24 protein-coding genes and 1 tRNA gene are annotated in these 24,179 nt (G+C 63.6%); 6 read left to right on the forward strand and 19 right to left on the reverse strand.

Annotated elements, in window-relative coordinates:
* Positions 1-120: 120 nt before the first annotated feature.
* From OIT41_RS12410 to OIT41_RS12440, 7 genes are all read right to left on the reverse strand, one after another.
* A complete protein-coding gene (locus OIT41_RS12410; protein WP_241709839.1) occupies positions 121-1,476 on the reverse strand; it encodes an MFS transporter in 1,356 nt (451 codons plus the stop codon).
* A 154-nt stretch (positions 1,477-1,630) separates the two neighbouring features.
* Complete coding sequence (locus tag OIT41_RS12415; protein ID WP_241709838.1) at positions 1,631-2,428, reverse strand: IclR family transcriptional regulator; 798 nt, start codon at positions 2,426-2,428, stop codon at positions 1,631-1,633.
* A gap of 287 nt (positions 2,429-2,715) precedes the next feature.
* Complete coding sequence (locus OIT41_RS12420) at positions 2,716-3,243, reverse strand: methyltransferase family protein (RefSeq protein WP_264636530.1); 528 nt, start codon at positions 3,241-3,243, stop codon at positions 2,716-2,718.
* A gap of 113 nt (positions 3,244-3,356) precedes the next feature.
* Positions 3,357-3,432: transfer RNA gene (locus OIT41_RS12425), tRNA-Val, on the reverse strand.
* 73 nt (positions 3,433-3,505) lie between these two features.
* Positions 3,506-4,447: a Sir2 family NAD-dependent protein deacetylase gene (locus tag OIT41_RS12430; protein ID WP_241709836.1), complete on the reverse strand. Its 942-nt coding sequence runs from the start codon at positions 4,445-4,447 to the stop codon at positions 3,506-3,508.
* A gap of 5 nt (positions 4,448-4,452) precedes the next feature.
* Entirely contained in the window at positions 4,453-4,956 is a 504-nt protein-coding gene (locus OIT41_RS12435; RefSeq protein ID WP_241709835.1) for a peroxiredoxin, read from the reverse strand.
* Complete coding sequence (locus OIT41_RS12440; protein ID WP_078108631.1) at positions 4,953-5,375, reverse strand: DUF3052 domain-containing protein; 423 nt, start codon at positions 5,373-5,375, stop codon at positions 4,953-4,955. Before OIT41_RS12440 ends, OIT41_RS12435 begins: the two co-directional genes overlap by 4 nt.
* A 400-nt stretch (positions 5,376-5,775) precedes the next feature.
* Between OIT41_RS12440 and aceE the strand changes: the two genes are divergently transcribed.
* From aceE to fabF, 6 genes are all read left to right on the forward strand, one after another.
* Complete coding sequence (aceE, locus tag OIT41_RS12445) at positions 5,776-8,544, forward strand: pyruvate dehydrogenase (acetyl-transferring), homodimeric type (RefSeq protein ID WP_264636531.1); 2,769 nt, start codon at positions 5,776-5,778, stop codon at positions 8,542-8,544.
* 196 nt (positions 8,545-8,740) lie between these two features.
* On the forward strand, positions 8,741-9,985 hold the full coding sequence (locus tag OIT41_RS12450; protein ID WP_078108621.1) for a PucR family transcriptional regulator: 1,245 nt from the start codon (positions 8,741-8,743) through the stop codon (positions 9,983-9,985).
* 88 nt (positions 9,986-10,073) lie between these two features.
* Positions 10,074-11,003, forward strand: coding sequence for an ACP S-malonyltransferase (locus OIT41_RS12455; protein WP_078108620.1), 930 nt, complete (start codon positions 10,074-10,076; stop codon positions 11,001-11,003).
* Complete coding sequence (locus tag OIT41_RS12460; protein ID WP_264636532.1) at positions 11,000-12,061, forward strand: beta-ketoacyl-ACP synthase III; 1,062 nt, start codon at positions 11,000-11,002, stop codon at positions 12,059-12,061. The genes OIT41_RS12455 and OIT41_RS12460 overlap by 4 nt, the downstream gene beginning before the upstream one ends.
* 108 nt (positions 12,062-12,169) lie before the next feature.
* The gene (locus OIT41_RS12465; protein ID WP_028267518.1) at positions 12,170-12,415 is read left to right on the forward strand and encodes an acyl carrier protein; all 246 of its coding nucleotides are present in this window, start codon (positions 12,170-12,172) and stop codon (positions 12,413-12,415) included.
* Between the two features lie 140 nt (positions 12,416-12,555).
* Positions 12,556-13,791, forward strand: a complete 1,236-nt coding sequence (gene fabF, locus OIT41_RS12470; protein WP_241710849.1) for a beta-ketoacyl-ACP synthase II — start codon at positions 12,556-12,558, stop codon at positions 13,789-13,791.
* A 102-nt stretch (positions 13,792-13,893) separates the two neighbouring features.
* Here fabF and OIT41_RS12475 read toward each other — a convergent pair whose 3' ends face one another.
* The 12 genes from OIT41_RS12475 to rimM form a co-directional block, all read right to left on the reverse strand.
* The gene (locus OIT41_RS12475; RefSeq protein WP_078108617.1) at positions 13,894-14,397 is read right to left on the reverse strand and encodes a DUF3145 domain-containing protein; all 504 of its coding nucleotides are present in this window, start codon (positions 14,395-14,397) and stop codon (positions 13,894-13,896) included.
* Between the two features lie 259 nt (positions 14,398-14,656).
* A complete protein-coding gene (locus OIT41_RS12480) occupies positions 14,657-15,583 on the reverse strand; it encodes a tyrosine recombinase XerC (RefSeq protein WP_264636533.1) in 927 nt (308 codons plus the stop codon).
* 400 nt (positions 15,584-15,983) lie between these two features.
* Entirely contained in the window at positions 15,984-17,210 is a 1,227-nt protein-coding gene (dprA, locus tag OIT41_RS12485) for a DNA-processing protein DprA (protein WP_264636534.1), read from the reverse strand.
* An 11-nt stretch (positions 17,211-17,221) separates the two neighbouring features.
* On the reverse strand, positions 17,222-18,763 hold the full coding sequence (locus OIT41_RS12490) for a YifB family Mg chelatase-like AAA ATPase (RefSeq protein WP_264636535.1): 1,542 nt from the start codon (positions 18,761-18,763) through the stop codon (positions 17,222-17,224).
* Positions 18,764-19,120, reverse strand: a complete 357-nt coding sequence (locus OIT41_RS12495) for a YraN family protein (RefSeq protein ID WP_264636536.1) — start codon at positions 19,118-19,120, stop codon at positions 18,764-18,766.
* 128 nt (positions 19,121-19,248) lie between these two features.
* Positions 19,249-19,593 (reverse strand): DUF2469 domain-containing protein, encoded by a 345-nt coding sequence (locus tag OIT41_RS12500; RefSeq protein WP_241707503.1) that lies wholly within the window; start codon positions 19,591-19,593, stop codon positions 19,249-19,251.
* A 78-nt stretch (positions 19,594-19,671) separates the two neighbouring features.
* A complete protein-coding gene (locus OIT41_RS12505) occupies positions 19,672-20,406 on the reverse strand; it encodes a ribonuclease HII (RefSeq protein ID WP_264636537.1) in 735 nt (244 codons plus the stop codon).
* Entirely contained in the window at positions 20,403-21,350 is a 948-nt protein-coding gene (gene lepB / locus OIT41_RS12510) for a signal peptidase I (RefSeq protein ID WP_264636538.1), read from the reverse strand. Before lepB (OIT41_RS12510) ends, OIT41_RS12505 begins: the two co-directional genes overlap by 4 nt.
* A complete protein-coding gene (gene lepB / locus OIT41_RS12515) occupies positions 21,351-22,028 on the reverse strand; it encodes a signal peptidase I (protein ID WP_264636539.1) in 678 nt (225 codons plus the stop codon). It lies immediately after the preceding gene.
* A 78-nt stretch (positions 22,029-22,106) separates the two neighbouring features.
* On the reverse strand, positions 22,107-22,466 hold the full coding sequence (rplS, locus tag OIT41_RS12520) for a 50S ribosomal protein L19 (RefSeq protein ID WP_059387674.1): 360 nt from the start codon (positions 22,464-22,466) through the stop codon (positions 22,107-22,109).
* 289 nt (positions 22,467-22,755) lie between these two features.
* A complete protein-coding gene (trmD, locus tag OIT41_RS12525; protein WP_241707499.1) occupies positions 22,756-23,601 on the reverse strand; it encodes a tRNA (guanosine(37)-N1)-methyltransferase TrmD in 846 nt (281 codons plus the stop codon).
* Positions 23,602-24,165, reverse strand: a complete 564-nt coding sequence (gene rimM, locus OIT41_RS12530) for a ribosome maturation factor RimM (RefSeq protein WP_241707498.1) — start codon at positions 24,163-24,165, stop codon at positions 23,602-23,604.
* Positions 24,166-24,179: the final 14 nt, after the last annotated feature.

Raw genomic sequence — 24,179 nt, forward strand, 5'->3', positions numbered from 1 at the left:
CCGTGTGTGGCGGGCTCGCCGGCCGGCGTGGGTTTGCTGGCGGGGCGGGGCACGAAAAAGCGGCGGCCCCTTCCGAACTTCGGAGGGGACCGCCGCTGCGTACGTCAGGTACGGGGATCCTTACTTCGCGTCCTCCAGGGAAAGGAGATCACGGCCGGCAGTTTCCGGGGTGAAGAACGTGGTGACGTATGAAATCAGGGCCAGCACCAGCGAGTAGACCGCCAGAACCACCCAGGAGTTGCCCGTCGCGGCAAGCAGGATGGCACCGAAGACGGGAACCAAGCCGCCGGCCAGAACGGCAGACAGTTCACGGCTCAAAGCCACGCCGGTGAAGCGATACTGCGAACCGAACAATTCCGGCAGCAGCGGGCACTGTGGGCCAAGCATGGACTGCACACCGAGGGCGATACCAACCACCATGACGGCCCACACAAGGGTGACGTTGCCAAGAGTCACGAGGTAGAAAGCAGGAATAGCGAAGACAGCCTGGAAAAGGGCTCCGTAGCGGTACACCTTCACTCGCCCAATCCGGTCCGACAAGGCGCCGAACGTCACTACCATGACGGCGGCGAATCCTGCTGCGATCAGCAGGCCGACCGGGCCAATGAACTTGTCGCCCGGAAAGACGCCTTCCTTGACGGAAATGAAGGAGATGAGAAGCGTTCCGTAGATGGACGAGTTGCCGTTTTCGCCCATGCGGAGGCCGATGCCGATCAACACGTTCTTCTTGGAGTGCCTCAGAAGTTCGCCAACGGGGTTCTTCACCACATTCTTGTGCTTCTCCAGCTCCTGGAACACCGGGGTCTCCTTCAGCCTCAGACGGATGAAGAGAGCCACGACGATCAGGACGAAGCTGGCAAGGAACGGAACACGCCACAGCCAGCCTTCAAGCACGCTTTTGTTGGCCATGCCAATCAGCGCGAAGGTACCGGCACCAAGGAGGGTTCCGAGCTGGATGCCGACGAAGGGCAGCGAAGCGAAATAACCACGGCGCTTGGGCGGAGCCACTTCGGAGATCAGGGTTGTTGCGCCCGCCTGCTCGGCTCCGGCGCCGAGGCCCTGGACGATACGAAGCGCCACGAGCAGGACGGCGCCAAGCATGCCCGCTTGATCGAACGTCGGGAGCAAGCCGATTGCGAAGCTTGCGAGGCCCATCATGCCGATGGTCATCAGGAGGACCATCTTGCGGCCGAAGCGGTCTCCGATGAATCCGAAGAGGACGCCACCGAAGGGGCGCGCCGCGAATCCGACGCCGTAGGTGGCGAACGACGCGATCAACGCGCCGCTGTCTCCCAAGGGCTTGAAGAACAGCGGCCCGAAGATCAGGGCCGAAGCCAGACCGTAAATGTAGAAGTCGTAGTACTCCAGAGCGGATCCTACGGAGCTGGCAAGTGTTGCCCTTCGCAGCTGTTCCGGCTCAACTACCGAGCCGTCCGTGTCAGCAAGCTTTGTCTTAGTACGAGTTGTCACAAGCACTCCCTCAAGAACACTCCAGACCCCCGTTGGCCTGGCGAGATAGTGTCAGCCGCCATGGCGTGAATCACTATATTGAACAGAGTACAGTACGTTGTACAAGTTTCAAGTGGTGTAATCAGATTTAATTATGACCTTGGCCGGGCGGCCAGATCGGTTAGCCCATCGGGTTGCCCAGCGAGTGGGCGAGCTCCTTGAGTTCCTTGACCATCAGGGCAGCCTGCTCCTCGGAAAAGGTGGCTTTCAGGGCCGTCACCGAGAGACCAAGGCTGGGGCCGTGTGCCCCGTGGGTCGGGACGGGCACGGCAAGGCAAACCACGCCGAGAGTGGATTCCTCGTCCTCCAAGGCGTAGCCCTGCTTGCGGATCGCAGCCACTTGGGCCTTGAGCTCAACGGCGCTCCGGAGGGACTTCGGGGTCATGACAGGGAGTTCCACGTCGTCCGGGAACATTGCTTCGATGTCATGATCGTGAAGCTGGGCCAGGAGGACCTTGCCGACTGCGCTCAGGGAAAGCGGCATTTTGTCGCCGATGTTCGACGTGAGCCGGACGGCCGGGTGCCCTTCGTAGCGCGCCAAGTAGATGATGTGATCGCCGTCGATCATCGCAATCCGCACTGTTTCGCCGGAGAGTGTTGGCGCCTGTTCGCAGAACTTGTAAAACTCCTGGACTTCGTCGAGCCGGCTCAGGTAGGCGGCACCAAGTTCAACCAGCTTCCGGCCGAGCGAAAACTCGGCACCTTCGCGGGTTATCAACCGGGCTTCCTCAAGGGCCATCAACAGGTTTGACGTGGAAGATTTCGGAATCCCCAGCTCCCTTGAAAGATCACTGAGGGTCAGCCTGCCCGAAGGCGCCTCCGCCAAGGCATCCAGGACCGCGGCAGCGCGGGTCACGGCAGGCGCCGGCGAGGAGCTCCCCAATCCTTCGGCGGAACGGGGGGTGCGGGAATCGGCCATGATTCTCCTTCGCAATCGTGCGCCTGGCGCAGAGTGGGCGCGTGCCAAGCAGAAACGCTACCCGGGGGCAGCGGAACTCCGATCCGCGGCAATCACGCTTGTTCAATCCACTGAACAACCACCATCATAGTGGCTTGGTGCCGGGATGAGACTCGCCGGGCGGAGAATGGCTTCCTTTCCATATCCAGAAATTCTCTGTATATTCATCTATGAGCTCTCCACCGCGGCATCCCCCAATAGTCGCGGTGGAGAGCTTTTCCAATTCCCCGCAGGGATCAGGCGCAAAGCTAGTCCTGCTGCCGCCAAGGGGTGAGCCGTGGCAGCCAACGCGGAACGTTGGCCCGGTAGTCGTCATACTCGGCGCCGAACTTGCGGGCAAGCGTCGGCTCCTCATGCAGGCTCACGAAAGCCACCACGGGAACTGCGCCTAGCGCCGCCAGCCCGAACAGCCTTGGCTGTCCCAGCAAGAGGCCCTGTCCGGTGATCGCGGCGCCGATGCCCACGTAGATGGGGTTCCGCACGAACCTATAGAAACCGGTGACCACAAGGTTCTTCGGCGGCGCAAAGGGTGCCGGCGTGCCTATTCCTTCAAGGGCGAATCGCGCAAAAGAATTGGTGATCACGACCGCGCCGGCGCCGATCAACAGAACGCCTGCGCACTGGGCCGGCAATCCGCCGGGTACGGGCTGTTGCACTCTCCAACGGGTCACCATCCATGGCAACAGACCGGCGGCGGTAGCCGGGGCGACGGCAAACACCGCCGTACCGATTTTCGCCAGCCTCTTGTCGCGCGATGCATCTCCGGACGCTGTCATGCTGCCATTCTGAACCGGCAAACGACCGTCCACAACCATTGGGGCCCCAAGGCTCTGGAACAAATAAAAAGAGCCCCTGAGCTTCGTTTCCGAAGTTCAGGGGCTCTTCTCCTTGGTGGGTCCTACCGGGATCGAACCGATGACATCCACGGTGTAAACGTGGCGCTCTACCAGCTGAGCTAAAGACCCAAAACACTGATTTCGGCACCCTCGGCGCTTCAACCAACGAACATGTACTCTACCGGATCAATCGCCCGGAACACTAATCGACTCGCTTGGACGGGAGCAGATCGGGAAGCTCAGCGGCAAGCCAGGCCAGCGCGCCGCTGACTCCTGCTTCCACTTTGAGATCCGCGAAACCGTCGCCGCGGGTCGGACCCCGGTTGATGATCACTACCGGCTTGCCGAGTTTGGCTGCGTGCCGCACGAACCTCAGCCCGCTCATGACGGTCAACGAAGACCCCGCCACCAGCAGCGCCCCGGCTTCGTCCACCATGGAATAGGCGCGTTGCACCCGATCCTTGGGCACATTTTCACCGAAGTAGACGAAGTCGGGCTTGAGCGTTCCACCGCATACGGGACAGACAGCGACGACGAACGATCGAATGAGTTCGGGATCCTCCACCGAGGCATCGGCGTCCGGTGCCATTTCCACGACTCCGGAAGCCTGGACGGCTTCGAGGAAGCCGGGATTGATTTCCTCAAGAATGGATGCCACGAGCCGCCGCGTGAAGACATGCCCCTCGTCGAGGCAGATCACACGATCGTAGCGGCCATGCAGGTCCACCACGTTGATGCTGCCGGCATCCTCGTGCAGACGGTCCACGTTCTGCGTGATGAGTCCCGTAAGCAGCCCGCGCCGCTCAAGGAGCGCGACGGCGGCATGCCCGGCGTTCGGGTCCGCGTGCCGGAGGTGGGACCATCCAAGGTGATTCCTCGCCCAGTAACGGCGCCGGTTCACAGGGCTTCCGATGAATTCCTGGAAGGTCATCGGATTCCGCGGTGCCGCTCCTGGGCCGCGATAGTCAGGGATGCCGGAGTCCGTGCTCAGGCCGGCTCCCGTCAAAACAGCAAGCCGCTTGCCCCCGAGAATCCCGGCGGCCTGGCCGAGAAGGTCCATCTCGCCTGGATCCAACTCAGCCGCGGGGGCCGGCGCAAGTATGGCGAAGCCAGTCATTCCGACGCCGGGCCGTGGGGCGCTCATCGACGCTAGGCCTGGCCGAGCGCGGACAATGCCTCGCGGTATTCCGCTAAGTCGCGTGCCTGGCCGCGCGGATTGACGACGACGTAGCGGACGATGCCCGCGGCATCAATGATGAATGTGCCCCGCAACGACATTCCGGTAGCGGCGTCAAACACGCCATACTTCTCGGCAACTTGTCCGTGCGGCCAGAAGTCCGCCAGGAGATCGAACTCGTAGCGTTCCTTGTCCGCGTACGCCCGCAAGGCGAACTTGCTGTCCACCGAAACTCCAAGGACTGTGGCGTTGGCCTGTTCGAAAATACCCAGATTGTCACGGATCTCACACAGCTCCCCGGTGCAGATTCCGGAGAAAGCGAACGGATAGAAGACCACCACAACGTTGCGGCCGCGGAGACCAGACAAGCGAACCGGCTCACCAAACTGGTTCACGAGCTCAAAATCCGGGGCCTCCTGTCCCACAACGGGAACTCCCGGATGCAGTCCGGGAGGGCTCAACCTGGAGTGGGTCACTTGTTCTTCTTGCGTGCTACAAGCCGCGTGGCGCTCCAGTCCTTGGAGACGCCTGCGGAGGTGGTGCAATGCAAACCGGCAGTGGGAGCCGCGTCCTGGATATCCGAGGGTGAGACGTAGTTGTCACGGCCCGATTTGGGAGTCAGTACCCAGACCACGCCACCTTCACCCAGGGTGGTCAGTGAATCCACCAGTGCGTCGACAAGGTCTCCATCACCATCGCGCCACCAGAAAATGACCGCATCCACTACCTCGTGATCGTCTTCGTCAAGCAGCTCGGAACCTGTGAGTTCCTCAATGTCTTCACGCAAATCGAAATCGACATCATCGTCGTAACCGAGTTCCTGAATTAGATCCCCATCTTTGAAACCCAATCTTTCCGCCACATTTACCGATGTGGCGGCGTCGGCCTCGCTCACGTTTCCTCCTCTTGAAGTGATTTCGATTACTACAAGCCAACACCCTTTGGGCGTGTGCTTCAAGCCATTGTCCCGCGTTCCACCATAATCCGCGCCCCGGCCACGGCTAAAGCCATGGCGACGATCGGCGCTGTAGCCATGGCTGCAGGTACAACTGCCTACGATGTAACAGCTTGAGTGTGACATACAACGCCTTCACGACCGCGCGGCTACGCATCGCGGCTCGTACAAAGCTACAGTGGCCATTGAAGACTTTGGCTGCAGGGCAACCGCCCGCCGCGAATAGCGCAGCTCAAGCTCAAGAGAACCTGCCCGGCGCACATGACCGGGCTGTTGTAACCGATATGTCGCACACGCCGCGTTCATGACGGGCAGTTACCCTGCCGGACCTGAGGCGACGATGAATGCGCCAAAAGAGAGGTTGGACGTGGCTGCAGGAGAAGAGACCTCACACATCCTTAGCGGGTTGACTTCCCAGCTGCCTGATCGTGATCCGGAAGAGACTGCCGAGTGGGTTGAGTCTTTGGATGCGTTGATCAGGGAGCAGGGCACGGAGCGGGCGCAGTTCATCATGCGCAGCCTGCTTCAGCGGGCGGGGTCCCAGTCGGTGGGGGTGCCGATGGTGACCACCACCGATTACGTGAACACGATCCCGGCGGACCAGGAAGCGGAATTCCCGGGCAACGAGGAGTTCGAGCGCCGGTACCGGGCGTACATGCGCTGGAACGCGGCCGTGATGGTGCACCGGGCGCAGCGGGCCGACATCGGGGTGGGCGGGCACATCTCCACCTATGCCGGGGCCGCGACCTTGTACGAGGTCGGCTTCAACCACTTCTTCCGCGGCAAGGACCACCCCTCCGGCGGGGACCAGGTCTTCTTCCAGGGACACGCGTCCCCGGGCATGTACGCCAGGGCGTTCATGGAAGGCCGGCTCTCGGAGGAGGACCTGGACGGGTTCCGGCAGGAAAAGTCCAAGCAGGGCCACGCGCTCTCCTCCTACCCGCACCCGCGCCTGATGCCCTCGTTCTGGGAATTCCCCACCGTGTCCATGGGCATCGGCCCGATGAACGCGATCTACCAGGCCCAGTCCAACCGCTACCTGCACGACCGCGGCCTCAAGGACACCTCCGATCAGCAGGTCTGGGCGTTCCTGGGCGACGGGGAAATGGACGAGCCCGAGTCCCGCGGCCTGCTCCAGCTCGCCGCGAACGAGAACCTGGACAACCTGAACTTCGTGATCAACTGCAACCTCCAGCGCCTGGACGGGCCGGTGAGGGGCAACGGGAAGATCATGCAGGAACTGGAGGCGTTCTTCCGCGGCGCGGGCTGGAACGTCATCAAGGTCGTCTGGGGCCGGGAATGGGACGACCTCCTGGCCCGCGACACCGACGGGTCCCTGGTGAAGATCATGAACGAAACCGTCGACGGGGACTACCAGACCTACAAGGCCGAATCCGGCGGGTTCGTCCGGGAACACTTCTTCGGGAAAACCCCGGCGACCAAGGACATGGTCGCGGACCTGGACGACAACCAGATCTGGAACCTCAAACGCGGCGGCCACGACTACCGCAAGGTCTACGCCGCGTACAAGGCCGCGGTCGAGTTCAAGGGCAAACCCACCGTGATCCTGGCCAAGACCGTCAAGGGCTACGGACTCGGACCCCACTTCGAGGGCCGCAACGCGACCCACCAAATGAAGAAACTCACCATGGAAGACCTCAAGGCCTTCCGTGACCACCTGCGCATCCCCATCACCGACGAGCAGCTCGACACCGATCTGTACCGTCCGCCGTACTACCACCCCGGCATGGACGCCCCGGAAATCCAGTACATGATGGACCGCCGCGCAGCGCTGGGCGGGCCCGTGCCCGAACGCCGCTCCGCCCATACCCCGGTGACCCTGCCCGAGGCCAAGTCCTACGAGGTCGCCAAGCGCGGCTCCGGCAAGCAGCAGGCCGCCACGACCATGGCTTTCGTGAGGCTCCTGAAGGACCTCATGCGGGACAAGAACTTCGGCAAACGCTTCGTCCCGGTCGTCCCGGACGAGTCGCGGACCTTCGGCATGGACGCGTTCTTCCCGACCGCGAAGATCTACAACCCCAAGGGCCAGAACTACCTCTCCGTGGACCGGGACCTCGTCCTGGCCTACAAGGAATCCCCCATGGGCCAGCTCATCCACCCCGGCATCAACGAAGCCGGCGCGGTCGCGGCCTTCACCGCCGCGGGCACCGCCTACGCCACCCACGGCGAACCCCTCGTGCCGATCTACGTGTTCTACTCCATGTTCGGCTTCCAACGCACCGGCGACGCGTTCTGGGCCGCCGCGGACCAAATGACCCGCGGCTTCATCATCGGCGCCACCGCAGGACGGACCACCCTCACCGGCGAAGGACTCCAACACGCCGACGGACACTCCCCCATCCTGGCCTCCACCAACCCCGCCGTCCTCACCTACGACCCCGCCTACGGCTACGAAATCGGACACATCATCCGCGACGGCCTCGAACGCATGTACGGAGAGAACTCCGCCGACCGGAACGTGATGTACTACCTCACCGTGTACAACGAACCGATCAGCCAGCCCGCGGAACCGGAGAACCTCGACGTCAACGGCGTCCTCAAAGGCATCTACCTGCTCAGCCCGGCGAAAACCGACGGGCCCCGCGCGCAGCTCCTGGCTTCCGGCGTCTCGGTCCCCTGGGCCCTGGAAGCCCAGAAAGTCCTCGCCCAGGACTGGGGAGTCTCCGCCGACGTCTGGTCCGTGACCTCCTGGAACGAACTCCGACGCGACGGACTCGCCGCCGAAGAACACGCCTTCCTGAACCCCGGCGAAGAACCCCGCACCCCGTTCGTCGCCCAGCAACTCGCAGGCGCCACCGGACCGGTCATCGCCGTCACCGACTACATGAAGGCCGTCCCGGACCAGATCCGCCAATTCATCCCCAACGAATTCGCCTCCCTCGGCGCCGACGGCTTCGGATTCTCCGACACCCGCCAAGCCGCACGACGCTTCTTCAAAAACGACACCCACTCCATCGTCGTCAAGGCCTTGCAACTCCTCGCCCGCCGCGGCGAAGTTGACGCCCAGGCACCGGCCCAGGCAATCGAGAAGTACAGCCTCCTCGATGTCAACGCCGGCACCACCGGCGGGGCGGGCGGCGAAAGCTAAGTCTCCAGCGAAGCAAGCCAAGCGACATCTCGACGGCGGTCCACACCGAAAGGTGCGGGCCGCCGTCGGGCTTTAACGCTTTTGCCGGCAAGCGCCCGTGGCGCCGTTCGGTGCAGTCGGCGCGTGACGCGTACCAATCGCAGTTGTAGCCTTCGCACAAATGGAGCTTGTGGATGATGCGCCGTATGCTCAAGGCATGGCAGAGCCGATTCAAACCCCCGCGAAACGTAAAGCGGCTGCGCGCACGGTAACTCCGGAAAAGGCGGAGACCCTCAAGCGGCTCCGTGCCAACGTGGGGCAACTGTCCACCACCACCATGCGCAAGCTTGAGAAATCGTTGCCGTGGTACAGCCGGCTGAGCTCCGACGAACGTTCAGCTTTGGGCCTGGTTGCCCAAAACGGAATCGCGGCTTTCGTGACGTGGTACGAACGGCCGAGCTCGCCGTCATGGATCCTGACGGACGTCTTTGGGAATGCTCCTACCGAGCTGACCCGCTCGATCAGCCTGCAAAAGGCCCTCCAGTTGATCCGGATCGTCGTCGAAGTGGTCGAGGACCAGGTCCCGGTGATCGCACCCGAAGCCGACCAACCGTCCTTGCGCGAAGCGGTCCTGCGCTATTCGCGGGAAGTTGCGTTCGCCGCCGCGGATGTCTATGCCCGCGCCGCCGAGTCCCGCGGTTCCTGGGACACCCGGCTCGAAGCGCTCATTGTCGACGCCATCCTCCGCGGCGAGAATACCGATGCCCTTCGTTCCCGGATCGCGGCCCTCGGCTGGAAGGCACAGGAGCGTTTCACGGTGATGGTGGGAAACTCGCCGTCGGAACCCAGCGCAAGCTACGTGAGCGAGTTGCGACGGACCGCCGGACGCTACGCGGAGGACGCCCTGGTCGGCATCCAGGGCGACCGCCTCATCCTGATTCTGGGTGGCGTGCAGGACCGCGACACCGCGTACCTGAAACTCAGCGAACTGTTCGCACCGGGCGCGGTGGTCTACGGACCCGAGGCCGGCTCCCTCCTGGAAGCCAGCAGCTCCGCCCAGGCCGCCTTCGCAGGGCTGACCGCCGCCAAAGCCTGGCCGTCGGCTCCGCGACCGGTCGCCGCGGACGACCTTCTCCCGGAACGCGTCGTCTCAGGCGACGACGCTGCCCGCCGCTCCCTTATCAAGAACATCTACCGGCCGCTGCTCGCCGCGTCCAACGGCCTGGTCGAAACCCTCGGCACCTATTTGGAACTCGGCCATTCCCTCGAAGCGACTGCCCGCGAACTGTTCGTCCACGCGAACACCGTGCGGTATCGTCTCAAGCGCGTCTGCGACGTCACGGGGTGGGACCCCCTCCTCCCCCGGGAGGCTTTCGTGCTCCAAACCGCGTTGGTCGTGGGCCGGCTTTCGGCACAGCCAAAGGCGACGCCGGAGCGTCACGGTACCCGATCCGCGGGTTGAACCGTTGTAGACTTCCTACAAACTGACCCAGTGAGCTTGGTGTACGCAAACACCAGTAGTTCACGCGGCAATTTGGAAAGCTGGTTACGTGCTTGCAATCGTCTGCCCTGGACAGGGCTCCCAGACCCCTGGATTTTTGGCCCCTTGGCTGGAGCTCCCTTCCGTAGAAGGCCATTTGGCCTCCCTGAGCGAAATCGCAGGCATCGACCTCAAAGCCCACGGCACCACCTCCGATGAAGAAACCATCAAGGACACTGCCGTCGCGCAGCCCTTGATCGTCGCCGCAGGCCTCGTCGCAGCGAAATCACTGTTCGACGTCGAACTCAGCACCCTTCCGATCGTCCTGGCCGGCCACTCGGTCGGCGAAATCACGGCCTCGGCGCTGGCGGGTGTCCTGAGCGAAGAAGAAGCCATGACGTTTGTCCGCGAGCGTGCCAACAGCATGGCCGCAGCCGCCGCCGTCACCCCCACGGGGATGAGTGCCGTCGTCGGAGGCGATCCGGCCGAGGTGCTTTCCGCCATCGAGGCTGCCGGCGCAACTCCTGCGAACGTCAACGGCGCGGGCCAGACCGTAGCCGCGGGCACGTTCGAACAGCTGCAGGCACTGGCTGACAACCCCCCGGCGAAGGCCAGGGTGATCCCGCTGAAGGTCGCCGGAGCATTCCACACCTCCCACATGGCTCCGGCCGTGAGCGCGCTTGAAGCACTCCGTCCCTCGCTCAAGCCGCAGGCCCCCACGGTTCCGTTGCTCTCGAACTTCGACGGCCGGGAAGTCACGGACGGCGGCGCCGCCGTCGAAAGCCTGATCGCCCAGGTCTCGCGCCCGGTGCGTTGGGACCTCTGCATGGAGAACCTTGTCCAGCGCGGGGTCACCGGCCTCATCGAACTGGCACCGGCCGGCACCCTCGCGGGCCTCGCCAAGCGCGGCATGCCGGGCGTGAAAACCGTTGCCGTCAAGTCACCGGACGATTTGTCCGCTGCACTTGCACTCTTCGCGGAATTGGAGGGAGACGCATGACCGCCCCCGTACTCAAGCAGGCACCGACGAAAGAATTCTCACGCATTGCGGGCATCGGGGCATACCGCCCGGACATCATCGTCACCAACGACGACGTCTGCCAGTGGATCGATTCCTCGGATGAATGGATCCGCCAACGCACCGGCATCGTCACCCGCCATCGCGCCGCGGCCGATGTCAGCGTCATTGACATGGCCGAAGGGGCGGCGCGCGAGGCGCTCAAGCAGGCCGGCATCGAGGCTTCCCAGCTGGGTGCCGTCATCGTCTCCACCGTCACGCACCCCTACGCGACGCCGTCCGCCGCTGCCGCCCTGACCGACCGCTTGGGCGCCACGCCGGCACCGGCCTTCGACATCTCCGCGGCATGTGCGGGCTACTGCTACGGCATTGCCCAGGGCGATGCCTTGGTCCGCTCGGGCGCGGCTGAATACGTCCTGGTGGTCGGCGCCGAGAAGCTCTCGGACGTCATCGACAACCATGAGCGAACCATTTCCTTCCTCCTCGGCGACGGTGCCGGCGCCGTGATCATCGGCCCGTCCGACACGCCCGGCATTGCCCCGTCCGTCTGGGGATCCGATGGCAGCAAGTGGAACGCGATCGGCATGACGCATTCCCTCGACGAAGTCCGCAACCTGGGCGAGTCTGCCCGCCATTCGGACGAATCCGACGATCAGGCCATTATTTCCGCAGCGCAGGATGTCTGGCCCACGCTCCGCCAGGACGGGCAGACGGTCTTCCGTTGGGCCGTATGGGAAATGGCGAAGGTTGCTCAGCAAGCCCTCGACGCCGCAGGAATCGAAGCCTCGGATCTCGCCGCCTTTGTCCCCCACCAGGCGAACATGCGGATCATCGACGAAATGGTCAAGAAGCTCAAACTTCCCGAGACCGTGGTGGTCGCACGGGACATCGCCGATGCGGGAAACACGTCCGCCGCCTCCATTCCGCTGGCCACGCACCGGCTCCTGAAGGAGAACCCTGGGCTCAGCGGTGGCCTTGCCTTGCAGATCGGCTTCGGCGCCGGTCTGGTGTTCGGTGCCCAGGTGATCGTTCTTCCGTAGTTTTGGCGGCGTCTGCCTTCCAATTGAATAGTGCTTTGGAACCCAAGCCGTATCCGCGGTTTGCCCCCATTTCCGGCAATAGCCGGACAACAAGAAAAGGAGCCAACAATGGCTAGCAACGAAGAAATCCTGGCCGGCCTGGCTGAAATCGTGAACGAAGAGACCGGCCTCGCCACCGAAGCCGTGGAGCTGGACAAGTCCTTCACCGAGGACCTGGACATCGACTCCATCTCCATGATGACCATCGTCGTCAACGCTGAAGAGAAGTTCGGCGTCCGCATCCCGGACGAAGAGGTCAAGAACCTCAAGACCGTCGGCGACGCCGTCAACTTCATCTCGAACGCACAGGCCTAGCCTGGCCTCAACTGTGCCGGACTTCGGGTGCGACCTGTTGCATCCGAAGCCCGGCACAGCTGCTATATCTCCCAAAGTTTTTTCCTGCCTCCCCAGTGAGAACAGCACATGGGTTGGCTGATCCGACAGAGAGTGATCGCATGGCACGCAAAGTAGTCATAACCGGTCTGGGCGCCACAACGCCCATCGGCGGCGACGTCCCCACAATGTGGAAGAACGCGCTCAAAGGGGTCTCCGGTGCCCACACACTCGAGGACGAGTGGGTTGCCAAGTATGACCTTCCGGTCCACTTTGCCGCCCGGTGCTCGACGCCGGCCCTCGAGGTCCTGAGCCGCGTTGAAGCCAAACGCATGGACCCCTCCACGCAGTTCGGTGTCATCGCCGCACGCGAGGCCTGGGCAGATTCCGGTATCACCGAAATCGACCACGACCGCCTTGCCGTGGCCTTCGCTACGGGCATCGGCGGCGTCTGGACGCTTCTGGACGCTTGGGACACTCTGAGGGAAAAGGGTCCCCGCCGTGTCCTTCCCATGACAGTTCCGATGCTCATGCCGAACGGCGTCGCCGCGGCCGTCAGCCTCGACCTTGGTGCCCGCGCCGGTGCGCACACCCCGGTTTCCGCGTGCGCTTCCGGCACCGAAGCCATGCACCTCGGCCTGGATCTCATCCGCTCGGGCAAGGCCGACGTCGTTGTGTGCGGTGGTGCCGAAGCCGCCATCCACCCGATGCCGCTTGCCGCGTTTTCCTCGATGCAGGCGCTCTCCCGCCGCAATGACGATCCCGAGCATGCTTCGCGGCCTTACGACCGCGACCGCGACGGCTTCGTCATGGGTGAAGGCGCCGGCGCCCTGGTCCTGGAAGCCGAGGAGCACGCGATCGCCCGCGGCGCGCGCATCTACGCTGAGCTCGCTGGTACCTCGGTCACGGCTGACGCCTACCACATCACGGCGCCGGACCCGGAAGGCCTGGGCGCTACCCGCGCCTTGAAGGCTGCCATGTTCGACGGCCGCATCCAGGCCGAGGATGTCGTTCACGTCAACGCCCACGCCACCTCGACCCCTGTCGGTGACAAGCCCGAGTACACGGCGCTCCGTGCCGCACTGGGCGCCCACGTCGACAATGTGGCAGTCTCTGCCACCAAGTCGCAGATGGGCCACCTGTTGGGCGCTTCAGGGGCCGTAGAAGCAGTGCTGACTGTTCTTGCCGTTTACGAACGCCAGGCTCCGTTGACCATCAACCTTGAGAACCAGGATCCGGAGATCCCGCTCGACGTCGTCACTTCGGCACGCACTTTGCCCGCCGGTGACATTGTCGCTTTGAGCAACTCCTTCGGTTTCGGCGGCCACAACGCCGTCATCGCCATCCGCAACGTCTGACAGTCGCTGCAGGTCGAGGCGCAAGCCAGGCACAAGAGGAGGGCCCCACCGTGGTGGGGCCCTCCTCTTTGCTATGGAAAAACGGTCTCGGTACTTTGTTCCCTAACCGACTTGGTGGAGCCAGCGCACAGGGGCGCCTTCGGCAGCATGCCGGAAGGGCTCGAGCTCCTCGTCCCAGGCCTCGCCGAGCGCCAGGGAAAGCTCATGGTAGACGGCGGCAGGATCTCCCGCCCCCGACTCGTAGGCGTAGCGGATGCGGTCCTCGGTCACCATGATGTTGCCGTGGACATCGGTGACGGCATGGAAAATACCCAACTCCGGAGTGTGCGACCAACGCGCGCCGTCCACGCCTTGGCTCGGCTCCTCGGTGACTTCGTAGCGTAGGTGTGCCCACCCACGCAGCGCCGAAGCCAATTGGGCACCCGTTCCAGGGACTCCTGCCCAAGAGAGCTCGGCGCGGAACATTCCGGGCGCGGCAGGTTGAGGGGTCCACTCAAGATCGGTCCGCTTGTCAACGACCGATCCAATGGCCCACTCAACGTGAGGGCACAATGCGGTAGGGGCCGAATGCACAAACAAGACACCGCGGGTTATTGCAACAGACATTCCATCCTCCATAGCTGTAGGTACGTCTTCCCCAACGACCTCTGCTCGGATGAAATTTTGTTGCGCGGGTGCCGCGCTGTTCCGGTTTCCCTACCTATCTATGATTTTTTCCGCAGCGGAAGAACATTCAAGTTTTGGTTGAAAGTTTCCCCACAGTGCTTTCATTTTGCCGTACGGACCGGAATTACGCCAGTGCGATTCCCGGACGGGCGGTTTTTCTCCCTTTTGACTCTTCGAAGCGTTGCACGGTTTCTTGTCCTTAGGCACGAGGGTGGGCTTGTTGGTAGCTCTTGCGAAGCCGGTCCACGGAGACGTGGGTGTAGATCTGTGTTGTTGCGAGGCTGCTGTGTCCCAGAATTTCCTGCACCGCACGCAGGTCCGCCCCGCCGTCGAGCAGATGGGTAGCGGCCGTGTGGCGCAGCGCGTGGGGCCCGGTTGCCGCGGTATCCCCCAAGGCTGCAAGGAGGTCATTGACGACACTGCGGGCCTGGCGCTGATCGATGCGGTTACCCCTGGAACTGAGAAAGAGCGCCGGTCCGCTACGCTCGGTTGCGAGCCGTGGACGGCCGCGGCGAAGCCAGTCGTCGACGGCGAGCGCAGCCGGCACACCATAGGGCACCGTCCGTTCCTTGTTTCCTTTACCGAGCACGCGAAGAGTCCGGCGGTCCTGATCGAGATCGTCGATGTCCAGGCCGGCAAGCTCGCCGACGCGGATCCCCGTGGCATAGAGCAATTCGACGACGGCGCGGTTTCTCAACGGCATCGCAGAGCCGTCAGCGGCTGCCTCTGACAGGTTTTCGAAGATCCTGGAGACCTGCTGCTGGTGAAGAACTCCAGGGAGTGTGTGGTCCCGCTTGGGGGCCTGGAGGCGAATAGCCGGGTCCGAGGCGATGAGTTCTTCCCGCAGGGCCCAGGAGGTGAACGCGCGGGCCGTCGCGGCGTGCCGGGCGAGTGTTGCCCTGGACCGGCCGGATTCACTTTGTGCCCCCAGCCAACGCCGGAGGGTGCCGAGCTCCAGGTCCGCAAGCTCCCCCACGCCCTCCGCCGCAGCGAAGCGCAGCAGGCTCTCGACGTCGGCGATGTATGCCCTTACTGTGTGGGCGGACCTGGCCCGTTCGCTTTCGAGGTAGCGACGGAAGTCCTGAACGGACCCGGCGAGTGCTTCGGGGAGCGATTTCTCTTGCACCCTTCCACTGTGCCAGCCGGGGGGCCCGGTAGTTGGCATCGCCACGTTCGGCCATCTTCACCGTTGACCGATGGACTTGTAAATCCTGTAGTACTGCCACACGAGCAACCCCTGCCAGACCGCGAAAAGAACCCAAAGCCATACCGGGCCAGGGCCGCCTTGGACGAACAGGACCGCTCCCACGATCAGAAGGGGCCGATTTGCTGTCCAATCACGAACCTCGCGGGCTGCGCCCTTGACTTCGTAGTCACTTCGGCTCCTTTGCTGAAACGATGGAAGGACGGTCCCCCATATCGCCCCTAGAGACTAGGCCAACTTTCAGTTAACTAATAGTCGACTGTCGATTAAGTTGCGAATTTGAGACCCCGAACCAGGCTCAGCCTGCCATCCGGTCCCAAAATCAGCCCTGCTTACCCGACCTCTTCCAGGCCCCGCTCACTGATACCGCCAAACCCAACAGCCCAAGGCGTCCAAGACCGGCCCTGACGGACTCGGGGCTAAGTCCCGCAACGACCGCGAGCTTCTCCACCGAGCTCGTCGAGCGGACCGGCAACGCGTCGAGCAGAATCAGGTCCTCGAGGGTGAGCCCGTCGTGGTCTGAGGCCGCCGTTTCCTTGTCCCCGACGAGCCCCTCACCGCTCGACCCCGCCAGTTCAGCGATCTCTCCGACGTCCGTGACGCAAACAGCTCCGCCATCCCGGAGGAGCCGATGGCAGCCCGCAGAGTTGGCGCTGTGAATGGACCCCGGGACCGCGGCGACCGCCCTGCCAATGGATTCAGCATGATGAGCTGTATTCAAGGCACCCGAACGCCATCGCGCTTCGACCACCACGGTCACGGCTGCCAAGGCGGCGATAATCCTGTTCCGCTGAAGGAACCTATAGCGGGTGGGCGCCGAGCCGGGGGGAACCTCCGCGATGACCGCACCTTGGTTTGCCACGGCACGCAAGAGATCCTCGTTTCCGGATGGATAGTATCGATCCACTCCCCCGGCCATCACCGCGATCGTCGGCATGTCGTTTGTGCCCCCGGCCAAAGCCCCGCGGTGCGCATGCGCGTCGATGCCGTAGGCCCCTCCGGAAACAACCGTGCAGCCGCGCTGGCCGAGCCCATAAGCGAAATCACCCGTTACGGAGGCCCCGTAGCTTGTGCTGTCACGTGAGCCGACAAGGGCCACGACCCGACGAACGGGTGGGAACTCCAATTCGTGTCCCCGCCACCACAAGCACAACGGCTCATGAAGGCCCAGGTCTGCCAACTGCGCGGGCCACATCGGGTCGCCGGGGATGATCATGCGACCACCCAGGCGTTGCATGGTGGCAAGGTCGCGTTCCGGAGCAAGCTCCGGGATCCGTGGCGCCCATCGTCGCAGGGCAGCGGCCAAGCCGGCCGCGGCAGAAGAAACCCCGCTCTCACCCAACAAGGAAGCCACTTCCTGCTCAAGCGCGGGCCCGGGCTTGAGCTCGCCGCTCGCTATCTTGAGACCGTCAACGGCCCCCGCCGCCTGCACCAGCGCGAGCCCTGCCGCATCTTGTGGTTCCATCAGCCGCGAAAGGGCTGCCCGGGCAAGTCGCTCCCGGCTTCGGTCCGGAGCGTCAGCGGTTAGCTGCTGGCCGTGTGCATTCATGGTGTGTCCTTTCATGCGGCCGCAACCGCCTGCCGCAAGCCGAGGGCCTGCCCGATGTCGTCGCTGTGGGGTTGGGCTCTGTGGCCTAGATCCGCAAGGGTCCACGCGAGACGCAGGACGCGGTCGTATCCTCTCGCGGTGAGAATTCCACGCTCCAGGGAAGTGTCCAGAATCTTCGTGGTCGCGGAAGGCAGGCGCAGTTCGCCGCGCAGTACGCGCCCGGGAACCTGCGAATTGGTTTCCATCCCGAAACTCTCTAGCCGTTCCCGTTGCCGCGACCGGGCGGCATGGACCCTCCCGGCGACAGTAGCCGTGTCCTCCTCCGCGCCGGACTGCCCAAAGTCCGCGAGGGACACCCGTTCCACCTGGAGCTGGATGTCCACCCTGTCCAGCAACGGCCCGGACATGCGCCCGAAGTAGCGGCGCCGCATCACCGGGGTACACGTGCAATCGACTCCCTTGCCGGTGGCCTTCCCGCAAGGGCAAGGATTCGCAGCCAGGACCAGCTGGAAACGGGCCGGATACGCGGCGGTACCGGCGGAACGATGGATGACCAGCTCTCCGCTTTCCAGGGGCTGCCGCAGGGCGTCCAGGACCCGGCGTTCATATTCCGGAGCCTCGTCAAGGAACAACACACCGCGGTGCGCCCGTGATGCCGCCCCGGGCCGCGGCAGGCCGGAACCACCGCCGATGATTGCTGCCGCGGTGGCGCTGTGATGGGGATTCTCAAAAGGCGGCCGCCGTAACAGCTGTACCGAATCGACATGCACAGCCGAAAGCGAATGGATCGCCGTGACCTCCATGGCTTCCCGGTCCCCTAAATCCGGCAAGAGCCCCGGGAGCCGCTCGGCAAGCATCGTCTTGCCCGCGCCCGGCGGACCGCAAAGCAGCACATGATGTGCCCCGGCTGCGGCAACCTCCAAAGCACGGCGGGCATCGCCCTGCCCGGAGACATCACAAAGGTCCGGAACAACCCCGGCACCGGCATCCGCATCTCCTGCAACGTCGCCGTCGGCCGGGTCATAATCCAAGGCCAGGTCCTGCGGTTCGGCACCGAAATCAAAGGCAAGGCGCGCCAAGGTCTTGTAGCCGCGGACCACCGCGCCCGGAACCAACTCCGCCTCGGCGACGTTGGCGTGCGCCACCACGATCTCGGGGTGGCCTGCCTGAACAGCCGCCATGACTGCCGGCAGGATGCCGCGAACCGGCCTCAACCTGCCGTCCAGTCCCAACTCCGAGATGAAGACCGTGTCTTCGGTAGAACGGATATCACCAGCAGCGCGCAACACTGCCATGGTGATCGCGAGGTCGAACCCCGAGCCACGCTTCGGCAGCGAAGCCGGAATCAGGTTTGCGGTGATCTTTCGGCGACTCAGGGGGATGCCGGAATTCTGCGCCGCGGAACGAATGCGCTCCTTGGCCTCGTTCAGGGAAGCGTCCGGCAGTCCCAGGATCACGAAATTGGGGAGGGTCTGGCCGATATCTGCTTCGACCTCCACGATGTATCCGTTCAGGCCCAGCAGCGCCACGGAATAGCTTCGACCCACGCCCATCTAGCCCACGCCCCTGAGGTGTTCGAGCTTTGGCTCGCCCACGCCGTCGTCGATGATTCCCACGACATCCACCCGGCGGCGCGGGGCACGCAGTTCGTGATCACGGCACCAGGAAAGGCCCAGGCGATGGAGCCGGGCGAGTTTGGCTGCGTCAACCGCTTCGAAAGGATGCCCATAAGCCAGGTTCTTCCGGGTCTTGACCTCGGCGATCACCAGGGTGTCGCCGTCGAGCGCCACGATGTCGATCTCGCCCTCGGAGCACCTCCAATTGCGGTCCACGATTCGCATTCCCTGGGTTTCAAGGAAAGCTACGGCCAGCGCTTCACCGTGCCGGCCCAACAAGTCTTTGGCTTTCATGACCACCTCCGCTTCCAGCGTGGAGGCGCGGAGAATCCAAAGACAGGGGGCAGTTCGGCTATGTGGGAAACTCCGTCAGCCAGACGGTGTGGAGGAAGAGTGGGCGGGCCGTCCTGGTTGCCCAGGGGCTAGTGGCCCAGGTTGCCGAGATCCCCCAGGTCGCCGTCCTTCGGCAAGGAAAGTTCCTCGTTGCGCGGCAGTTCCTCGACGTTGACGTCCTTGAACGTAATGACCCGGACATTCTTCACGAATCGGGCCGAACGGTAGACGTCCCACACCCAGGCATCCTGGAGGGTCAAGTCGAAATAGACCTCGCCGTCGGCACTGCGGGCCTGCAGGTCAACGTGGTTTGCCAGATAGAACCGGCGTTCGGTCTCGACAACGTAGCTGAACAAACCAACGACGTCGCGGTATTCGCGGTAGAGCTGCAGCTCCATGTCGGTTTCGTAGTTCTCAAGATCCTCGGCACTCATAGATCCATCTTGCACCATAGAGCGGGCACACGCCGCCACGGCCCGGCCGACCCCGTGAAGGACGCGGAAAAGCGGGGGCTAGAGCAAGTTCCAGCTGGTCCGGTGGTAAGGCGTAGGACCCAATGATCTGAGCGCATCCCGGTGGAACGACGTGGCGTAGCCCTTGTTCTCGTTCCAGCCGAACGCCGGATATTCCTCGTGCAGCCCAAGCATGATGTGGTCGCGCGCTACCTTGGCAAGCACACTGGCGGCGGCGACGCTGAGGCAGGTCATGTCCGCCTTCACCCGGGTGTGGACCGGCGCCTCGCAAGCGGGTCCGGAGGGCTCCGCGTCAAACAACGAACCTTGGCTCTGTGGCGATAGCCAGTTGTGGCTCCCATCCAGCAGGACCAGGTCCGGGTGGACGCCCGAGGCGAGAATCTCGAACCAGGCGCGTGTGCCGGCAAGGCGCAGGGCGCCCACAATTCCCAGCGCGTCGATCTCCGCCGAACTTGCGTGGCCCACCGCGGATCCAACCGCCCATTCCCGAACCAGCGGTTCCAACCGCTCGCGGTCCTCCGGTTTGAGGAGCTTGCTGTCGCGGACACCGGCGAGCAAGCCGTGGTCCGCGAGGTCAACGACGGCGATCCCCACCGACACCGGCCCGGCGAGGGCTCCACGGCCTACTTCATCGACACCCGCCAGAAGGGTGACCCCCGGAGCCAGGAAACCCCGTTCGACATCCAGGGTCGGAAATTCAGGAGCGTGCTTCGTCCGCGCGGCGGGTTTCCGCTGCGTTCGAACCGGAGTACCCGCTCCCGCCGGAACCATCATTTGCCCGCTGGAGCCGTGGGTGAAGCCGTGTTCTGGGGAGACGGCGCAGGGACGTTGCGGAAGACATCGGAGTGGTTGTCAAGGATCTGCCAACGGTTGATGGGCCACGCAATGACTGTCGCTTGGCCTTCGACGTCGGAGATGTCGATGAAACCACCGTTGACTGATTGGTGTTCGCGGGAGTCGGCGGAGTTGTTGCGGTTGTCGCCCATAACCCAAATTTTGCCCGCAGGGACCACCACATCGAAAGGCTTGGCCAGCGGAACCTGGGCAGGATTGATGTAGCTCTCGTTGAGGACCGTGCCGTTGACGCTGACGCGGGCGGAACTGTCGCAACAGGAGACCCTGTCCCCCGGCAGGCCGATCACGCGCTTGACGAGGTGTTGGTTTGTCTCGTCAGGGAGCAGCCCGACGAAGACAAGTCCGTCCTGGAACCACTTGAATGGCCCGGGCGCTGCCTTCTGCGTGGGCGGCAGCCATCCCTGCGTGTCCTTGAAGACCACGATGTCGCCGCGCTGCAGCGCGAAAGGTTGCGGGACCAGCAGATTTACGAAGATCCGGTCGTCCACGTCAAGGGTGTTGACCATGGACTCGGAAGGAATGAAGAAGGCCCGGAACAGGAAAGTCTTGATGAGGAAGGACAACACGATGGCGATGACCACCACGGTGCCGATTTCCCTGAGCCAGCCGAGGAATGGACTGCCGTGGCTTTTGCCGGCAGTTTCTGGCTGATCGCTATCGCCCGTGTCCGATCGCGAACCCCGTCGCGCAGCGCGGCGCGGAGACTCCTGCTCCTCGGAAGCGGCCGCGCTCGAGCCAGTCGCCCTGTCCGCCGCCGGATCGGCGTCGTCGGCTGCAAGATCCATCGCGGAAGCGGACGATCCGTCAAGGAGCCGGGCGTCGTCGTCGTGCCGTTCCGGCTTCCCGGGAGTTGTCTCGGGCATCTATTGTCCGTTCTTCGAGGTTGTACCGGCCTGCGCAGGGCGAGGCAGTTCTGCAAATCTATCAAGCGGCCAGACAATCCGGACCGGACGCCCGATGACACGCTCCAGCGGCACCATCCCTCCGCCGGGTGCGCCCAGCAGCCCACGCGAATCGGCCGACCGTGAACGGTGGTCTCCCATGAGCCACAATCGGTCACTGGGGACTATGACATCGAATCTCTGCTCGCTCGGCGCGTCGCCGGGATACAGATAGGGTTCCTCAAGCGGCTGACCATTGACTGTGAGTTTGCCGCCAGCGCCACAACAAACAACGTGGTCTCCGGGGAGCCCGATGACACGTTTGACGTATGTCGTGTCGCTTCCCGTCAGGCCCAGCCAATGGCCCGTGGCGGCCACGGCGTCGGCAAACGCTCCTTTGCCGCTGTTCAGCGGGGCAAAGGTTCCCCTGCCGTCGAAGACCACTATGTCTCCACGGCGGATAGGGTCCACGCCGAAATCGGTCCGGGACACAAGGATGCGGTCCCCGGTGCCCAGGATCGGCTCCATGGACTCGGAGGGGATGAAGTAGACGTCGAGCCACAAAGACCGGACAAGCCCGCTGATAGCCACGGCAAGGACAAATGCGAGCAAAACAAAACGCCAGCCCTGTTTCCGGGGCTGGCGTTTTGCGTGGTCCATGATTCGTTTCCTGTTGCGTTGCGGATTTCTCCGGCGCAGGCCGGACACGAATCCAGGACCCGCTGTTGGTCGAAAGACCTACTTGCCGGTGGCGAAGTCGCGCTTTTCCTTGATCTTCGCAGCCTTGCCGCGCAGTGCGCGCATGTAGTAGAGCTTGGCGCGGCGGACGTCACCCTTGGTGACGACCTCGATCTTCTCGATGATCGGGGAGTGAACCGGGAAGGTACGCTCCACGCCGACACCGAAGGAAACCTTGCGGACCGTGAAGGTTTCGCGAACGCCGTCACCCTGGCGGCCCAGGACGAAGCCCTGGAAGACCTGGACACGGGAGTTCTTGCCTTCGATGATGTTCACGTGAACCTTGATGGTGTCACCCGCGCGGAACTCGGGAACATCGTTACGCAGCGAAGCTGCATCTACGCTATCGAGGATATGCATTAATCCACTCCTGGTGAACGCCACAGGTCATCCACTTTGGGTCACGGCGGTCAAGCCCGGGGCGCAATACCGTCCGGAAATTACCGCCGAAGATTTTCAAAGTCCGATACCACCACTGATTGGCGGTTCCGGGTTGTCAGGCTGTTGGTGACGCTCCCCCTGTGGCAGGTGCGAACCCAGTAGACACAAGGGTTAATTCTGCCACACCGCGGGAGTTCCGGCCAATCCCGCGAATGCGGCCCGGTTCCCGCGGACGGCTGGCGGATGAGGCTGCCCGACGGCGGGAGGCTCAGGCCGGGAGTTCACTGTCCGGGCGGCGTCGCAGCCGGCCGTCGACGACGTCGTACCCGAGTTCGCCGAAAGCCGTGCGGTCCGCGCGCGTCAGGCGGCCGGCGTCGAACTCTGCGAGGAGGTCCGGGCGGCGTTCCGCCGTGCGGCGGAATTGTTCGTGGCGTCGCCACTGGGCAATCCTGCCGTGGTTCCCGCTCAAAAGGACCGCAGGCACGTCACGATCGCGCCAGGACGAGGGCTTCGTGTAGACGGGGTACTCGAGCAAGCCGTCCGAATGGGATTCCTCCACCAACGATTCGGGATTGCCGACGACACCCGGAAGCAATCGTCCGATGGCCTCGACCATGGCCAGGACTGCCACCTCCCCGCCGTTGAGGACATAGTCGCCCAAGCTGACCGGACGGACGGTGAAGTGCCCTGCCGCCCATTCCATGACGCGCTCGTCAATGCCTTCATAGCGGCCGCAGGCGAAAACGAGCTGATCTTCCTCGGCAAGCTCATAGGCGAGGGCCTGGTTGAAGCGCTCCCCCGCGGGCGACGGGACAATCAGGACCGGCTTTTTCTTCGGTACGTCCGATGAGGGCTCAGTTGCGGCAGTTCCGGCCTCGGCACTTCGCGCGTCGGCGATGGATTCCAGGGCCTGGGCCCAGGGCTCGGGCTTCATGACCATGCCCGCGCCGCCACCATACGGAGTGTCGTCCACCGTGCGATGCTTGTCCGTGGTGAAGGTCCTCAAGTCATGGACATTGAGCTCCAGGAGCCCATCCTGACGTGCCTTGCCTATGAGGGAAAGCTCGAGCGGCGCCAGGTACTCGGGAAAGATACTGACGACATCGATGCGCATCTACGCGTCATCCTTGGTGTCGGCATCGTCCTCTTCCGCGTCGCCGGCGGAAGCTTCGGTATTCAGTTCGAAGAGGCCCGGCGGCGGGGTAAGCAACACGTAGCCGTCCTCGATGTTGACCTCGGGCACGATTTCCTCGACGAAAGGCACCAGGATTTCCTTGCCGTCCGCGTCTTCAATGACCAGCAGGTCCTGGACCGGCATGGTGTTGAGTGCGGTCACTTTGCCTACGGCCTGCGAGCCGACCCGCACCTCAAGGCCGACGAGCTCATGCTCGTACCAGCCTTCGTCGTCGTCCTCTTCCAGCTCTTCCGTCTCGATGAACAGCTTCGCGCCGCGGATTTCCTCCGCCTGGTTGCGCGTGGAGATCTCTTCGAAACCGAGCAACAGGATGTCCTTGTTCCACCGGGCGCTGATGATGGTCAAGGGACCGGCCTTTGCGGGCTCCACCACGAATTCGGTCCCAGGGACGAAACGATCGCCGGGGGCGTCAGTGAGCACCTGGACGGTGACTTCGCCGCGGATTCCGTGGGGCTTGCCGATTCGGGCGACCTGGAGCTGCATGTGTTCCTCTGGTT

This window comes from Arthrobacter sp. YA7-1 (assembly GCF_025960325.1).
Lineage (GTDB): Bacteria > Actinomycetota > Actinomycetes > Actinomycetales > Micrococcaceae > Arthrobacter > Arthrobacter bambusae_A.

Excerpts from the sequence above, each read along its gene's own strand:
- OIT41_RS12415 (WP_241709838.1), bottom strand. The coding sequence starts at position 2,428 with ATGGCCGATTCCCGCACCCCCCGTTCCGCCGAAGGATTGGGGAGCTCC.
- OIT41_RS12420 (WP_264636530.1), bottom strand. The coding sequence starts at position 3,243 with ATGACAGCGTCCGGAGATGCATCGCGCGACAAGAGGCTGGCGAAAATC.
- OIT41_RS12430 (WP_241709836.1), bottom strand. The coding sequence starts at position 4,447 with ATGAGCGCCCCACGGCCCGGCGTCGGAATGACTGGCTTCGCCATACTT.
- aceE (WP_264636531.1), top strand. The coding sequence starts at position 5,776 with ATGAATGCGCCAAAAGAGAGGTTGGACGTGGCTGCAGGAGAAGAGACC.
- OIT41_RS12450 (WP_078108621.1), top strand. The coding sequence starts at position 8,741 with ATGGCAGAGCCGATTCAAACCCCCGCGAAACGTAAAGCGGCTGCGCGC.
- OIT41_RS12460 (WP_264636532.1), top strand. The coding sequence starts at position 11,000 with ATGACCGCCCCCGTACTCAAGCAGGCACCGACGAAAGAATTCTCACGC.
- OIT41_RS12465 (WP_028267518.1), top strand. The coding sequence starts at position 12,170 with ATGGCTAGCAACGAAGAAATCCTGGCCGGCCTGGCTGAAATCGTGAAC.
- fabF (WP_241710849.1), top strand. The coding sequence starts at position 12,556 with ATGGCACGCAAAGTAGTCATAACCGGTCTGGGCGCCACAACGCCCATC.
- OIT41_RS12475 (WP_078108617.1), bottom strand. The coding sequence starts at position 14,397 with ATGTCTGTTGCAATAACCCGCGGTGTCTTGTTTGTGCATTCGGCCCCT.
- dprA (WP_264636534.1), bottom strand. The coding sequence starts at position 17,210 with ATGAATGCACACGGCCAGCAGCTAACCGCTGACGCTCCGGACCGAAGC.
- OIT41_RS12490 (WP_264636535.1), bottom strand. The coding sequence starts at position 18,763 with ATGGGCGTGGGTCGAAGCTATTCCGTGGCGCTGCTGGGCCTGAACGGA.
- OIT41_RS12495 (WP_264636536.1), bottom strand. The coding sequence starts at position 19,120 with ATGAAAGCCAAAGACTTGTTGGGCCGGCACGGTGAAGCGCTGGCCGTA.
- OIT41_RS12500 (WP_241707503.1), bottom strand. The coding sequence starts at position 19,593 with ATGAGTGCCGAGGATCTTGAGAACTACGAAACCGACATGGAGCTGCAG.
- OIT41_RS12505 (WP_264636537.1), bottom strand. The coding sequence starts at position 20,406 with ATGATGGTTCCGGCGGGAGCGGGTACTCCGGTTCGAACGCAGCGGAAA.
- lepB (WP_264636538.1), bottom strand. The coding sequence starts at position 21,350 with ATGCCCGAGACAACTCCCGGGAAGCCGGAACGGCACGACGACGACGCC.
- lepB (WP_264636539.1), bottom strand. The coding sequence starts at position 22,028 with ATGGACCACGCAAAACGCCAGCCCCGGAAACAGGGCTGGCGTTTTGTT.
- rplS (WP_059387674.1), bottom strand. The coding sequence starts at position 22,466 with ATGCATATCCTCGATAGCGTAGATGCAGCTTCGCTGCGTAACGATGTT.
- trmD (WP_241707499.1), bottom strand. The coding sequence starts at position 23,601 with ATGCGCATCGATGTCGTCAGTATCTTTCCCGAGTACCTGGCGCCGCTC.
- rimM (WP_241707498.1), bottom strand. The coding sequence starts at position 24,165 with ATGCAGCTCCAGGTCGCCCGAATCGGCAAGCCCCACGGAATCCGCGGC.